The sequence below is a fragment of the Euzebyella marina genome, assembly GCF_003687485.1.
Lineage (GTDB): Bacteria > Bacteroidota > Bacteroidia > Flavobacteriales > Flavobacteriaceae > Euzebyella > Euzebyella marina.
In genome coordinates this window covers 2,080,853-2,094,270 of record NZ_CP032050.1, presented here as the reverse complement: position 1 = coordinate 2,094,270, position 13,418 = coordinate 2,080,853, and the positions used below count along the sequence as shown (strand labels likewise).

Genomic DNA, 13,418 nt, shown 5'->3' with positions numbered 1-13,418 from the left:
TCTTTCGTTTGATACGTCAGTTTATCATGCAGCATAACAGTACTTATTTATTTAGAATCTCCCTGAATTCGTTACCAAAAATATCCACATAGATAACGCATACCTTTTTGCCATTTTTTGCTTTTAACGAAATATTTATTGGCTCACCCTTTTTAAAAATATCCTCTGCAAAGAATGACTCAGATAGGATAAATTCTTTACCGTTGTAATTGTTATCTACTAAAACCATTGCCAATGCTTCAAAATCAGGAATCTCATTAAGTGTTTCCTCATCCGGATAATAGGTTTTAAACGAAGTGATGTTTAAATTTTTACCGTCAAAATTAGATTTGACCTCTGGTTGCCTTATGAAATGAAAGCCGATAGCATTATCTAAGTTATTAATATCACTTGAGCTTGTAGGCTGTCTAAACTTCTTAAATCTCTTTTTGTGAAGCTCTTCAATTATTTGATATGGAACCTTTAGGAAATAATACCTTACTTTACCAATTTCAAAATAATCATCGATAAATTCGACTGAGTTTGCGGGAGCAATAAGGTATAACCTATCACCAACTCTATTCCCAATATTTTCATGTAGATTTCTTAAAAAATACTCATCAATTGAAGCATCTTTAAAATCCCAATATTTCCACACCTGGACCAAATAACCATCTTTCCTTTCTCCCTGAAATTCAACTCCATTGATAGATTTTATCTTTGGATAAACTTCAAACAGATTAAGTACAAATTCAATATATTCCTCATGCTGAAGTTGAAAAAGCTTTTGAATGTCATAGATTCCCGTATTTATTGTACAAAATGATTTTGCAGGAATTTTATAATTCTTTTTCTTCTCAATTAACGATTTTGAATTTTGAATTGTAAGCAGTCTTTTTTGCATTGTGTAGAATGAAAACTTTCCAATATCACAAACGAGCCACTTTCTGTTCAATTTTTCAGCAACTGATGCTGTCGTGCCGCTTCCTCCAAAAAAATCCATAACCAAGTCACCTTCGTTTGTAGTCGACTCGATTATTCTTTTGATTAATTCCTCTGGTTTCTGTGTTGGATAACCAGTTCTTTCTTTGGCGTTACCCCTAATATATCTTATAGGCCATACATCATCCACTGCTCTACCTCTTGCAACAATTTCATCTTCGTACTGTCTCGTAGTTCTTTCCATATTTGCATCTGGAGCAAGCAAATACCTTTTTCCATTTTTATCAACATGGATTTTTTCGTGTCTGGATTTGGCATATTCATCAAAATCTACTTCATCCTTTGGCATTTTAAACGTATAGCCAGACTGGGTTTGCGTGTAAAATAATATTATCTCATGCTTTCTATTGAACTGCTTTAGATGGTGCATCATCCTACCTCCATAATGCCATGTAATAGAATTTTTGAAATTATGTTCACCAAAAATTTCGTCCATTAAAACTTTTATATAATGAACTTTCTTCCAATCCAGATGAACAAAAATCACTCCATCGGAAGCCAAAACTTCTTTTGCAACAATGAGTCTTCTTCTCAAAAACTCGACAAACTCAGAATTCTTTGTCTTATCGGAATACGCCTTTTGACCTTGTGTCCCATTAAAATCGGATTCTGTTGCAAAAGGAGGATCTATGTAGATTAATTTTACTTTGCCTTTAACTTTACCCTTGATTAGAGGGTCTTCATTTTTATAAATTGTCTTTAGCAATTGAAGATTATCTCCAAATACTATCATATTCTTCCATCCATCTGGAAAAGCATCCCTGTTACCATTAAAAACCTTTTCAACTTGCAGAGGTACAGCCGTAACCCCATCTTCATCTGAAAGAATATCTTCCTTTCTCATTTTTCCCGCATATGCAAGCTCATATTCTTTTTGAACGCTTGGAAAAAGTTTATACTTAAAATCTATAGGTATAGACTCTCCTTTTCCCAATTTATCAATTAAATATTCCCTTTCCTTTTCTGATAAATTCATCAATATATACTCGTATTTGGTCTAAAAATAGGATAATAACGAGGAATATTCTCTTTATTTTGAAAGAAGTTTTTAAAGAAAAGAGCTGCTATTTTAACTTTTGGCATGTATCTTATATCCGAGGAATAAACGTAAAATTGTTTTTGTTTGCTTTAATACTAGGATGGTCAATAGTCGTGGAAAATCAAAAGTGAAGTCTTAATAATTAATCATTAAATATGGATATAATGATTAAGGGAAGATAAATGTATGAATTATAAAAACGCTTACCAATTTCATGGTTCTTTTCCACAATTCTTTTCATCTCTGAAATATTGATTTAAGTGATCCATCAAAGCCTCTTCCCCGACTGGCATCAAACGGTTGGCTATGGTCATCGCTTGATGGATGAATTCCTCTTCGTTCCTGTCCATTACATCATCCGAGCCAAGCTCTGGATTTATTGCCCTTATGGAAAGGTATATCAATGCACGAACGGTCAACAACAGATCCGCATGACCGTCAATGTAAAAGAAAGTAGGCTGGAACTTGTCCTTGAACCATGGATGGGGAACCAAGGTAGGGGAATGATCATTTGAGTGAAGTCTCAAATCCTTTAGGAGCTTTTCTTCGTTTGGGTTCATGGATTCATTTTTTGTTTTCAAGTTTTGATAGCTTTTCGTCCAGCTTGTCCATGAAGTAAATTTGGCTATCAGGAAGGATGCTCAATACCAGTTCCAATACTTGGATCACACTGTCCTCTTTTGATGCATTTTGATTGGCAGGAAACAACATCATTCCTTCCCCATCAAGTGCGAACACGCAAACCTCCAAAAGACTTATGATTTGTGTCAAAAGATGGTTGTTGTCCCTGACCTCGAAGGTCACATAGTTTCCTTTGGGGTCGATGGACTTTTTGTTTCCCAACAGTCCCGAAAGATTGCTCCTGAGCTGTTGTATCTCTTCCAAGGTCTTTAACCTTTTCTTCTTTGATTTCATGTGAATGGATTTATTGGGTTGTGGTTGTCTTTTGTTCCGAAAGCAGTTTCTGACCTTGTCCAAGAATTCCATTTCATCATGTGGAATCAAATCCAGTATGTATCCCAAAACCTCACTTACATTGTGGTGGGGTTGGGGAACAATGCGTGTAGGGATATATTCATTTTCCAATGCAACAATGCAAACCTTTATCAGGTTGGAGATCATAAAAGAGGTTTCACAGTATCCTTCGGTTATGAGTTCGGTGATGTACAAGCCCTTTTCAGGGATATAGGGTTTCAAGGCATGGAAATACATTTTTTCCAGTTCCTTCAATTGACCAACAAATGATTCTTCATTATTGTTCCCTACGTTCTCGGCTACTTTCGGGAATGCTTTCTCAAAATCCTTTCCGATTCTGTCGATTTGGTCTTTGCACTGATCAAGATGTTTATGGAAAATGGATTCCACTTCTTGGATGAAATTCTTCATTTGTGTTTGGATGGTCTTGGCCTGTACCTTGGTGATCTCAAATTCATTCCCATAACGGGCAACACTATAGGCGTGTTCCAACAGCAACAACAGTTCATTGCTGTTCGTCCCAGAAGATTCCGTAAAAGGTTGGAGGGAGGGAAAGAAGTGTTTGCAATAGTTGATATGGCTGATGATACTGTGGGTCACCATGCTCCTTCCAATACACATCTGTTCAATGAACCTGAATGAAAGTTCAAAGGCCTGGTGCATATTGAAAGTGGCAATAGCATAATCCCCTTCCTTGATCAAGATGTCCGCAGTATTGGCAAAGGCAGTTACTTTTGCCAGTTCCGATTTATGATAGCTAGCAGCCCTCTTCATGAGGGTCTGGTACGCCATTGTTGAATAATCCATGATGTTCTCCCCTTCGGGATGGGCGAAGACGGTCTTCCCAAGACAACAATGTTCCAAGAAATAGAGGGCACCCCTTTCAAGGCCTGTTTCGGATTGGTTCTCCGTGTAGACCCTTATCCTGAAATCGGGATGCTTCTTTCCTTTCTTTGCGACCAGTGAACGGATCTCATTGGGAAGTGGGTCATTGTTGATATCCACAAAAAGGGTAAGAAAATAATATTCGGTGTTTCCCTCAATTTGTTTCTTAGAAAGAAAGGCCCTGTCAATGGTAATGATGTTCAGGATGCTGTCGAGCAATTCGGACAGCTCTTCCACTTTTTCAAAGTGTTTTGGTATGTTTGTGCCATGTGTCATGATATTGTGGTTTAAAGGGTTCGAGAATCATTGACCATATTAGGGCCACATTCGCAAGTACCCCACCATAGACACTTGTATTTTATTAAAAGTGTTTTGTATTTTACAATCGGATTATTGTACGAAACACCCTATATTTGAGATATGCAGATAAAGACCAAGAACAACCATATAGGCAGAAAGATCAGTAGGATCAGGGAACTCCGCGGAATGAAACAGGAAACCCTTGCAGAGGAACTGGGCATCAGTCAACAGGCCGTTTCTAATATCGAGAATAGCGAAAAGGTGGATGATGTAAAGTTGGAAGAAATAGCCAAAGCCTTGGGAGTTACCAAAGAGGGAATCGAGAATTTCTCTGAAGAAGCCGTTTTTAACATTATCAACAACACATATAACAATACAAGCAGCGACAATTCAACAATAATCGCCAGTTCTCTCAACTACCAACCAACTTTTAATACAATTGAAAAAGTTGTTGAGCTATATGAGCGTCTTGTTCAGGCTGAAAAAGACAAGGTAACTTACTTGGAAAAGTTACTGGACAAGAAATAAACCAATCATCTAACTAAAACTACCTATAAAGCAACTTGCAAAAACGGCGAGCGAAACCCTGTTTCGCGCTGCAAGCGTCCCAAATTCTTACCCCCAACTTTTGCGCATGGATCCTATCGGGTTTTTGTAGTGTTCCGGTAGATAAGCGTAGAACAAAAACCCGAAAGGGCGCAACCTACTTTTTGGATTTCAATAACCCATATCCTCACCAGTCCCCCTAGCCTTATCGATTCCCCTCCCAAGGGCCTTTATGATCTTGGCTGCCATTTGCACTTTATTGGTCGGTATACTTGGTGCTTTGACACCCATCGTTTTAAGAAGTTTAAAGGCCATGTCCTTTTCCTTGGTGGGCAGCCCCATGACCTTGGCAAAGAACTTTCCCGGTTCCTTGGCATGGGCCTTTCTCCCAACATAGGATTCCACATAGTTCCGTTTGAACCCTGTTGTCTTGTCAAAGGTCTTCTCGGCCGATTGATAAAAACTGTCCCTATCAAACCCTCTTTTTATGGTCTTTCCGTTCAGTTCCACTTCGGATGCCTTGTGCTTGGCCATGGGTGAAAGCGTATAGGTGTTCGTCACATCCCTTCTGCTGACTATGATATGGATATGGGTCTGAGGCCCCTCTTTTTGCATTCCGGCTGCCACTAACTTTCCATTCTGTTTGTGTGGGGCCAATCTTTCCTGCTCTTTGATTCTTTTTTCAAGCTCTTTGACATTACCTATGGATTCTCCACGCTCCACTTTCCGTATCTCGTTCCTTAGCCTTGCTATCTCGCCACGGTAAGGTGCATTCTCCTGAACCTGTTTGTCAAAGCCACGATAGGTGCGCTCATGCTCAATCTTGGCATAATATTTAAGGTTTTCGGCCTTTACCTCTTGGTTACGGTGGAAACTCTTGGCATAGTCCTCCATGAGCTTCCTTGTGTATTCCCTTAACAGGTTCTGGTCATTGCCGATGGCCTTCAGTTCCCTTTGGTTGGGACTGACCACTATGGAATAGAATTTCGGGTCTTTCTGCCTTAATTTGGCCGTATTGGCATCTATTTCATCAATGACCGTTTGAGGGCTTACTCTGTTATTTTCTTGGTCAAAGAATTCCTCCCTTTGTTCAGGCAACCTATCTTGGTTCTCCTTTTCCAGATAATCCACATAGTTACCTACACTGGAGTTGTAGGTACTGCCCATTTTCTGTGCTGAGATGGTAAGGTACATGAGTGCTATTTTAATTGATGTTTCAAGCTTTCAAAATCCCCAATGTCCATATTGATCTTTAGATAAGGCTTTCCCATGATCGGCTCCACCTTCTCAACGCTGTTGAGGATTTCATTGCAGTGTTTTTTATATTCTTTGAATTCTTGCAGCATTCTATCATGCTCTGTTTTTGGAACAGTATTCCTTGGCTCCAGAAAATCCATTCGCTCTTCCTGTAACTTAACAGGTTCACGTTTGGGTTTCCTCCCATCCTTTACATAGGCCTCATATAGAATCAACATCATTTCATAGGTGGGCCGGATACTGGTCTTTTCCATGTTCTTGATAATGGCAATGATTCTATCGAATTTTTTCATCATCTGACGCTCCAATTTTTTGATACTGTAAAGGATGACCTTTGTTCCCTCTCCAAAAGGGTCAAGGTTGTTCTCCTTGAAGTATTGTATCATTCCATCCAATACCTCGCTATGCGATTTGTTGAACTTTTTGGAATAGCTGCGAAAGCGTGTGGCCGTTTCTTTCTTTACCGTGATATTGGAATAAGCACCGGTTCCTTTCTTTTTTCTATCATTTGTTGATTGCTTTTCCATAGGTGCGATTTTGTTTTTTAGTGAAATTGCGTCAATTTTTTCGTCAAAAAATTCCAGTGTTTACAGGGCTTCCCAAAGGGTTTACTGTAGATTTTGGAAAAGTCTACTGTAGCCCCAGATTTTGAATAGTATTCCAAAATATATTCAATTGACTGGTTTTCAACTTGTTAAAGACCCAAAAACAACCGTGATGGCGCATTCTGCGCATCACCCTCTTGCTATTCCTTCGTCCCGCAAGCGGGACCGAATAAATACAAGCTGATTTGGGAATCAGTTGCACAATAAATATTATTTGGTTTGTACGGACTTTTGGAAAGTCAAATCATAAAATTACTGCCGTACTGAAGTGCTCAAAGACACTTTTTAAAGATAACCAATTTTTTCCATTTCTTGTTTACACTTCACTATTAGGGATCTTTCTAAAATGAGAATTTGTTTGACAATTACATGTGCCTATATGACAAAATTCAGGTCTGATAAACATTGTTTTTATTCGTCTTAAGCAACCAGTTTTTGTACAAATTGACTCAATTCAGTTCCCAATTTTTTAGTCCAAATGTCCACCAAGGTAACTTCCTCATTTCCATAATTTAAGACCAATCTAAATCCTGAGTTAAATTTATCGTAATTTCTTGATTTAGTTTTTATGCTACGAATTGAATTGAAGGAAATATTTCGTTTCTTGGTTTTCATAATGTTCTTCCGAAAATAATCTTGCGGTTCGATTATAACTAATCTTTTTTCAAGATCGATAATGACATTGTTATTAGCTACGATTTTTTGAACTCGTTTGTAAAAGGTTACAATAAACCAAACCGTTGCAATTCCAATAAGATAAGAATTCGTCGATTTCGGTAATTGTTTATTGGTAATTACAATAGTTATAATAATTGGAACAATAACGACTATAAAAAGATTCCCAATCAAATTCATTTTATCAAATCCCTTGTTTACGAGAGTTACGAGGCCGCTTTCTTGTTCCAACTTGGGGTCATGATACTCATTCCGATTTACAGAGAAGTATTTTACAAAACTGTCTTTTTCTAGGTTCATTTAAATTGATACCAACGGTCTCGGCTCGTATGTTTACGAGCACATAATCTATTATTTATAAATATAGTAGTTTCCCAATAATAAATAAGAGCTAGAATAGAAGGGACAGAGAGGTCTCGGCTAGATACATTGAATGATATCGTTTCATAGAAATCCCGCCCTTCTATAATCTTCTTGGAATCCGGACAGTACCTAGACCCTGTTCACAGAGGTCGAATCAAATGCGAGCAAGGATGATAAAGAGGGTTATGGCCTTAAAAAACGATATTATGGAAAAGCGGTTGAAACAAAGTCTGGGTATCGATGTCTCTAAATTGGGTTTATCCTTGTCCCTTGGGTTCCTAACGGATAAACTGGGGAAGGAATTCATATCTCATCCAGATGTGCCCAATGACCTATCGGGTTACAAGGAGGTTTTAAAATGGTTGAAGACATCAGTTGATGGCACTGTCGACCTAGTGGTCGTCATGGAAGCCACGGGGGTCTACCATCAGGGTATCGCCCATTATCTGTACTCACATGGCCATGCGGTCAGTGTAATGCAATCAGGTCGTGTAAAGCGCTATGCGCAGAGTCTGGACCAGCGTTCTAAAACGGATGCCCTGGACAGTAGAATGCTCAGTATGCTGGGACTTGAAAGGTCCCTTCGTCCATGGCGACCGCCAAGCGAGGAACTACGGGAACTAAAGGCATTGAGCAGGGAGCGCAGTTCTTTGCTAAAGGACAAGGTCATGGAGACCAATCGCCAAGGAGCCATCGATTCGGGTGTCCATGGTAACACCAAGGCCTTGAAACGGCACAGGGACAGACTGAAACTTCTCAATGGCCAAATAGCAATGATAGAGGAGGAGATGAAAGAGATCGTATCAAAGAACGAAGTGCTGGGAAGAAAGATCGGTTTTATGATGAGCATCCCTGGAATCTCTTTTATATCGGCCGCAACGGTAGTAGGTGAGACATTGGGCTTTGAATCGATAACCAGCGCAAAACAACTGACAAGTTATGCCGGCTACGATGTGGTATTGCGGGAATCCGGCAGTTTTAAAGGAAAGACCAGAATCAGCAAAAAAGGGAACAGTCATATCCGGGCGGTCATGCACATGCCCTCGATGACCTGTGTGCGATGCAACCCTACATTGAAACGATTCTATAATAGGCTAAAGCCCAAAAAAGCAAAACCATTGGTGGCCTTGATAGCCGTTCAGAGAAAGCTGTTGATATTGATGTACACCCTTTGGAAGAGCGAGAAATTCTATGATGCAGCTTATGAAACAAAAAAGCAGCAAAAGCGCAAAGCCCTTGCTGCGCAGGATAACAATTTGATAAATCAACTTGTTTCCTAAAATTATAAGGAAAAACTTGTTTTTTGACGGTTAGTATAAGGGCAGTAGCGGATTCAAACGCAGCAACTTTCGGATAACAAGATACTTAATTAAAAGCAAAACGGTTTGAATTAAGACCCAAACCGCTATTGCTTTTATACATTGTTAGCTACTGTTTTTATTTTGAATAAGCACCCGAAGAATATGTCAATTCATAACTATGCGTGTAGATTTCAAAAACAATTCCGAATGGATCTTCTACATATACCATTTTATATGGTTTCTCATTTGGATAATATTCTCTTATTGGCATTCTCTGTTTACCACCAGCCTCAACTATTTTTTTAGTAAGATTTTCGATATCTGGGTCTTGAACACAAAAGTGAAAAAGCCCTGTGTTAAAAGGGTTAAACTCAGGTGCTTCTTTTTTTCCGTGAGGGAACGAAAAAAGCTCAATTCCAATTCCGTCAGAAGTTGACATATGAGCGATTTCAAACTCTTCCCAATTATCCCCAAAGACATCAATGCACATTTGTCCAATTGCTGTATCACTTTCTTTTTTTACTATAGATGGTTTCATAATTACGTACCATCCCATAACTTCGGAATAGAATTTTACGGCTTCCCTGATATTTGGAACTGTGATCCCAATATGTGAAAATGATTTCGGATATTTTATTTCTTTCATATAATTGTCGTTTCAAGTTTATACATTGTTAGCTACTGTTTATTTATAATAACTATTCAATAATATTGTTTATTTTTTTAATAATAATTCTGCTACCAATTCTGATGAAGCTGGGTTTTGACCAGTAATTAAATTTCCATCTTGAATAGCATAAGATGCCCAATCTTCTTTTTTAGAGTAGATTCCTCCGTTTTCTATCAACATATCTTCTACTAAAAATGGTACAACATTAGTTAGTCCAACTGCTTCTTCTTCAGTATTTGTAAAACCTGTTACTTTTTTACCTCTTACTATAGGCGTGCCATCTGCATTTTTTACACTTTTTAGTGCAGCTGGGGCATGACATACAAAGGCAATGGGCTTTTCTTGACTATTGAATTTTTCAATTAATGCAATGGATGTTTGATCGTTTGCTAAATCCCATAATGGACCATGTCCTCCTGGATAAAAGACAGCATCAAAATCGTCCGGATTCATATCTGCCAATACTTTTGTGTTTGCAATTCTTTCTTTTGCTTCAGCATCGTTATTAAAACGTTCTGTATCTTTAGTTGCAGCATCTGGCGAATCACTACTAGGATCTATTGGTGCAGCGCCTCCTTTGGGTGTTGCAATCGTAATAACTGCTCCTTTGTCTAATAAGGTGTAATACGGATTTGCAAATTCTTCAACCCAAAATCCTGTTTTTTCCCCTGTATCTCCTAATTTATCGTGAGATGTTAATACAAATAATATTTTCATTTCTTTTTGTTTTTGTAATTCAATTTTTTCTTCTGAAACTTTTTCAGAAGGTGTTTCCTTTTTTGTGTCTTTACAACTTGATGCTGTAACAACCGTTAGCAGTAATGCTATTATTTTTAATGGTTTCATAATTAACGTTAGTAAGCCATTTTTACAATTTTCTCTACGTTTTCTGGTGATAATGACTGATGTTCTCCAAGTCCTGTCCAACCACGATCTGTAAAACGCTTTTGAATTTCTTCTGCTGTACCTTCGTATTCGTTTGTGTAATCAGACAGTTTAGTGTCGATTCCTAAAGCTTTGAAAAATTCAGTTGTTTTTTCGATAGCTGCATAGGCTTTATCGTCAACACTTCCTTCTGTAATATTCCATACGCGTTCACCATATTGTACTAATTTTTCTTTTTTAGCTTCAAAATTATATGTGTAATGACTTTCTGTTATGATAGCTAATGTTCTTGCATGATCTATACCATATAAAGCCGTTAATTCGTGTCCCATTGCATGAATAGCCCAATCTGTAGGCACTCCTTTTTGAATTAATCCGTTTAATGCCATGGTACAACTCCACATAAAATTAGAAGCCGCTTTATAGTCAAAGTCATCTTTCAACACACTTGGTGCAATTTCAACTAAAGTCTGTAAGATGCTTTCAGCAAAACGATCTTGAAGTTTAGCATCTACCGAATAGGTCATATATTGCTCTAAAACATGTGTAAAAGCATCGGCTAAACCATTTTCCAATTGACGCTGCGGAATTGATTTTACGACTTCAGGATCTAGAATTGAAAATTGCGGAAACAAACCAGGTCCACCCATAGCTAGCTTTTCTTTGGTTTCTTTACGTGTAATTACAGCTCCAGAATTCATTTCAGAGCCTGTTGCTGGCAATGTTAGAACAGTTCCAAAAGGCATTCCTTTTTCGGTTCTAATGTTTTTAGTTAAAATATCCCAAGGCGTGTCTCCATCGTATATTGCCGCTGCAGATAAAAATTTAGTTCCATCAATTACAGAACCACCACCAACAGCTAATAAATAGGTGATATTTTTGGCTTTAATTACTTTTAAAGCCTCCATTAATGTTTCATATTCTGGATTTGCAGGAATACCTCCAAACTCAGTTATATCAACATTTGCTAATGCCGTTTTTACTTGGTCGTATATGCCATTCTTTTTAATACTACCTCCACCATAAAGTAATAATACTTTAGCATCTGTAGGAATTTCTTCTTTTAGTTTCTCTATTGTGTCCTTTCCAAAAATAATTTTGGTTGGGTTTTTAAATTCAAAATTGTTCATCTTCTTTTATTAATTTTTTATAGTATATTGATTATTCAATTACTGTTACTAAATCTTCTGTGCTTTTTCTAACCTTTACAAGATTTACCAACCAATCGCTATCGGCATCTCTGTAACCAATGGGTAGCATTACTGCACTACGCAAACCTTTCGCTCTTAAGTCTAATATTTCATCTAACTTATCAGCGTCAAAACCTTCTAAAGGTGTTGCATCTACGCCTTCGTAGGCAGCAGCTGTAATAGCTTGTGAAAATGCAATGTATGCTTGTCTGGCAGCATGATTAAAGTTTACTTCTGCATCTTGTTGCGGATACATTTGTAATAACTTTTGTCGGTAGTTTTCCCAACCTTCGTTTTTAAATCCTCTAATCTCGTTTGTTAAATCGAACATATAGTTAATTCTATCTTCTGTATAGGTGTCCCAAGCAGCAAAAACGAGCAGGTGAGAGCAGTCGGTTATTACAGATTGATTCCAAGCTATTGGTCTAATTTGTTCTTTAATTTTTTGATTTTTAACTACAATTATTTCAAAAGGTTGTAGACCACTTGATGTAGGAGCTAAACGAGCTGCTTCGATAATATTGTCAATTTTATCTTGAGATACTTTTTTGCCATTCATTGCTTTTGCAGCATATCTCCAGTTTAATTTGTCTAATAATTCCATTTTTTTAATTTTTTATTTATTGCTATTTTTTTTCTTTGATATTAAATATTTAAGTGCTCCTGTTGACCACAAAGCCCAGACAATTAAAACGGGTTGAAAAATCAATCTTATTAACCTTTGCCTATCCGTATTTAAGCCAAAAGAATCAATTTCATTTACATATTGATTAATATTTCCAGGAAAAATAAGAATGTAGAATATTGCTAATGAAATACCTGTTTTGATTTTTAATCTACCTCCCAAAATCATTAGTAAACCAAAAATAATTTCTACCACACCAGATGCTAACACTATAAAATCCATAAACGCTTCATCTGTTGTGATCCAAGTGGGAACTTGTGCCTGAAATTCTGTCCTAAGGAACGTTAGATGTCCTATTCCTGCATAGAGCATAAAAACACCTAACAAGATTCTCAATATGTTTTGAATGGTACTTGTTTTATTAAAATTTTTTTCCATAAGGTTTTATTTTTGAGTAGGTTTTCCTTTTGCAAGTAAGTTGATACTAGCAGATGTAATTATTGTTTTTGTTGAATTTGAATTTGCCAAGTTGATCATAGCTTGTGCAATATCTTCAGCTTCTGTAATTCTATACTTCTTTAATTTCCCGAAGAATAAAGGTTGTAGAAGTTTAATTAAAACCAACCCTATTTTTTCTCCAATACGTTTCTCTTGTCTGTCACCACCAATAATAGAAGGCTGTAAAATGTGTGTCTTTTCAATTTTTTCTGAAAGAACAGCTTGTTCCATTTCACCTTTTGTTTGGCTATAAAAAATAGAGCTTTTTGCATTTGCGCCTAATGAAGAAATGACTAAAAACACAGGCATTCCATTTGCCTTTGCAAGTTTTGCGGCAGTAACCGGAATTCCAAAATCTATCTTTTTGTATAGTTGTTTGTCTGGTGTTTTCTTGGCTGTTGTACCAATGCAACAGAATACTTCATCTGCAGTGAAATCCTTCTTGAAGTTATCTAACTCTAAAATATCTCCAACAAACTGTTTTACTTTTGAGGGCAGCCCATCAATTTCTTTTCTGGAAAACAATTTGATTGTTTTATACCTATCATCATTTAGTAGTTTTTCTAAAAGTATAGAACCTGTTAAACCAGTCGCACCTAATATAATTGCTGTTTTTTTCATTT

Annotated in this window: 14 protein-coding genes; 2 read left to right on the top strand and 12 right to left on the bottom strand. The window is 37.2% G+C overall.

Annotated features, from left to right (window positions below; all coding sequences use genetic code 11):
• Window positions 1-43 precede the first annotated feature (43 nt).
• The 3 genes from D1013_RS08760 to D1013_RS08750 form a co-directional block, all read right to left on the bottom strand.
• Window positions 44-1,957: a DNA methyltransferase gene (locus D1013_RS08760; RefSeq protein ID WP_162987852.1), complete on the bottom strand. Its 1,914-nt coding sequence runs from the start codon at window positions 1,955-1,957 to the stop codon at window positions 44-46.
• A 275-nt stretch (window positions 1,958-2,232) separates the two neighbouring features.
• A complete protein-coding gene (locus D1013_RS08755) occupies window positions 2,233-2,580 on the bottom strand; it encodes a hypothetical protein (protein WP_121848459.1) in 348 nt (115 codons plus the stop codon).
• Window positions 2,581-2,584: 4 nt separating this feature from the next.
• Window positions 2,585-4,156 (bottom strand): HEPN domain-containing protein, encoded by a 1,572-nt coding sequence (locus D1013_RS08750; RefSeq protein ID WP_121848458.1) that lies wholly within the window; start codon window positions 4,154-4,156, stop codon window positions 2,585-2,587.
• A gap of 144 nt (window positions 4,157-4,300) precedes the next feature.
• Here D1013_RS08750 and D1013_RS08745 point away from each other — a divergent pair, with 144 nt between their 5' ends.
• The gene (locus tag D1013_RS08745) at window positions 4,301-4,708 is read left to right on the top strand and encodes a helix-turn-helix domain-containing protein (protein ID WP_121848457.1); all 408 of its coding nucleotides are present in this window, start codon (window positions 4,301-4,303) and stop codon (window positions 4,706-4,708) included.
• A gap of 189 nt (window positions 4,709-4,897) precedes the next feature.
• Here the strand turns inward: D1013_RS08745 and mobB are convergent, their stop codons facing one another.
• The 3 genes from mobB to D1013_RS08730 all read right to left on the bottom strand — a co-directional run bounded on the left by mobB (window position 4,898) and on the right by D1013_RS08730 (window position 7,563).
• The gene (gene mobB, locus D1013_RS08740) at window positions 4,898-5,920 is read right to left on the bottom strand and encodes a MobB family relaxase (RefSeq protein WP_121848456.1); all 1,023 of its coding nucleotides are present in this window, start codon (window positions 5,918-5,920) and stop codon (window positions 4,898-4,900) included.
• Window positions 5,921-5,925: 5 nt separating this feature from the next.
• On the bottom strand, window positions 5,926-6,510 hold the full coding sequence (locus D1013_RS08735) for a BfmA/BtgA family mobilization protein (RefSeq protein ID WP_121848455.1): 585 nt from the start codon (window positions 6,508-6,510) through the stop codon (window positions 5,926-5,928).
• 498 nt (window positions 6,511-7,008) lie between these two features.
• A complete protein-coding gene (locus D1013_RS08730) occupies window positions 7,009-7,563 on the bottom strand; it encodes a hypothetical protein (RefSeq protein WP_121848454.1) in 555 nt (184 codons plus the stop codon).
• A 233-nt stretch (window positions 7,564-7,796) separates the two neighbouring features.
• On the opposite strand from D1013_RS08730, the gene D1013_RS08725 reads away from it, so the two are divergent.
• Complete coding sequence (locus tag D1013_RS08725; protein ID WP_162987851.1) at window positions 7,797-8,906, top strand: IS110 family RNA-guided transposase; 1,110 nt, start codon at window positions 7,797-7,799, stop codon at window positions 8,904-8,906.
• A gap of 157 nt (window positions 8,907-9,063) precedes the next feature.
• Here the strand turns inward: D1013_RS08725 and D1013_RS08720 are convergent, their stop codons facing one another.
• The 6 genes from D1013_RS08720 to D1013_RS08695 form a co-directional block, all read right to left on the bottom strand.
• Entirely contained in the window at window positions 9,064-9,573 is a 510-nt protein-coding gene (locus D1013_RS08720) for a lactoylglutathione lyase family protein (RefSeq protein WP_121848452.1), read from the bottom strand.
• 69 nt (window positions 9,574-9,642) lie between these two features.
• The gene (locus D1013_RS08715; RefSeq protein ID WP_175443742.1) at window positions 9,643-10,443 is read right to left on the bottom strand and encodes a type 1 glutamine amidotransferase domain-containing protein; all 801 of its coding nucleotides are present in this window, start codon (window positions 10,441-10,443) and stop codon (window positions 9,643-9,645) included.
• 8 nt (window positions 10,444-10,451) lie between these two features.
• Window positions 10,452-11,612: an iron-containing alcohol dehydrogenase gene (locus tag D1013_RS08710; protein ID WP_090294709.1), complete on the bottom strand. Its 1,161-nt coding sequence runs from the start codon at window positions 11,610-11,612 to the stop codon at window positions 10,452-10,454.
• A 31-nt stretch (window positions 11,613-11,643) separates the two neighbouring features.
• Window positions 11,644-12,276 carry an NAD(P)H-dependent oxidoreductase gene (locus D1013_RS08705; protein WP_090294707.1) on the bottom strand — a complete coding sequence of 211 codons (633 nt, stop codon included), beginning with the start codon at window positions 12,274-12,276 and terminating at the stop codon, window positions 11,644-11,646.
• Window positions 12,277-12,288: 12 nt separating this feature from the next.
• Window positions 12,289-12,735 carry a DoxX family protein gene (locus tag D1013_RS08700; RefSeq protein ID WP_090294704.1) on the bottom strand — a complete coding sequence of 149 codons (447 nt, stop codon included), beginning with the start codon at window positions 12,733-12,735 and terminating at the stop codon, window positions 12,289-12,291.
• 6 nt (window positions 12,736-12,741) lie between these two features.
• Window positions 12,742-13,416 carry an NAD(P)H-binding protein gene (locus tag D1013_RS08695; RefSeq protein ID WP_090294701.1) on the bottom strand — a complete coding sequence of 225 codons (675 nt, stop codon included), beginning with the start codon at window positions 13,414-13,416 and terminating at the stop codon, window positions 12,742-12,744.
• Window positions 13,417-13,418: the final 2 nt, after the last annotated feature.

Coding starts and splice junctions, on each gene's coding strand:
- D1013_RS08760 (WP_162987852.1), bottom strand. CDS start 1,957: ATGAATTTATCAGAAAAGGAAAGGGAATATTTAATTGATAAATTGGGA.
- mobB (WP_121848456.1), bottom strand. CDS start 5,920: ATGTACCTTACCATCTCAGCACAGAAAATGGGCAGTACCTACAACTCC.
- D1013_RS08715 (WP_175443742.1), bottom strand. CDS start 10,443: ATGAAACCATTAAAAATAATAGCATTACTGCTAACGGTTGTTACAGCA.
- D1013_RS08755 (WP_121848459.1), bottom strand. CDS start 2,580: ATGAACCCAAACGAAGAAAAGCTCCTAAAGGATTTGAGACTTCACTCA.
- D1013_RS08730 (WP_121848454.1), bottom strand. CDS start 7,563: ATGAACCTAGAAAAAGACAGTTTTGTAAAATACTTCTCTGTAAATCGG.
- D1013_RS08745 (WP_121848457.1), top strand. CDS start 4,301: ATGCAGATAAAGACCAAGAACAACCATATAGGCAGAAAGATCAGTAGG.
- D1013_RS08720 (WP_121848452.1), bottom strand. CDS start 9,573: ATGAAAGAAATAAAATATCCGAAATCATTTTCACATATTGGGATCACA.
- D1013_RS08735 (WP_121848455.1), bottom strand. CDS start 6,510: ATGGAAAAGCAATCAACAAATGATAGAAAAAAGAAAGGAACCGGTGCT.
- D1013_RS08705 (WP_090294707.1), bottom strand. CDS start 12,276: ATGGAATTATTAGACAAATTAAACTGGAGATATGCTGCAAAAGCAATG.
- D1013_RS08725 (WP_162987851.1), top strand. CDS start 7,797: ATGATAAAGAGGGTTATGGCCTTAAAAAACGATATTATGGAAAAGCGG.
- D1013_RS08750 (WP_121848458.1), bottom strand. CDS start 4,156: ATGACACATGGCACAAACATACCAAAACACTTTGAAAAAGTGGAAGAG.
- D1013_RS08710 (WP_090294709.1), bottom strand. CDS start 11,612: ATGAACAATTTTGAATTTAAAAACCCAACCAAAATTATTTTTGGAAAG.
- D1013_RS08700 (WP_090294704.1), bottom strand. CDS start 12,735: ATGGAAAAAAATTTTAATAAAACAAGTACCATTCAAAACATATTGAGA.
- D1013_RS08695 (WP_090294701.1), bottom strand. CDS start 13,416: ATGAAAAAAACAGCAATTATATTAGGTGCGACTGGTTTAACAGGTTCT.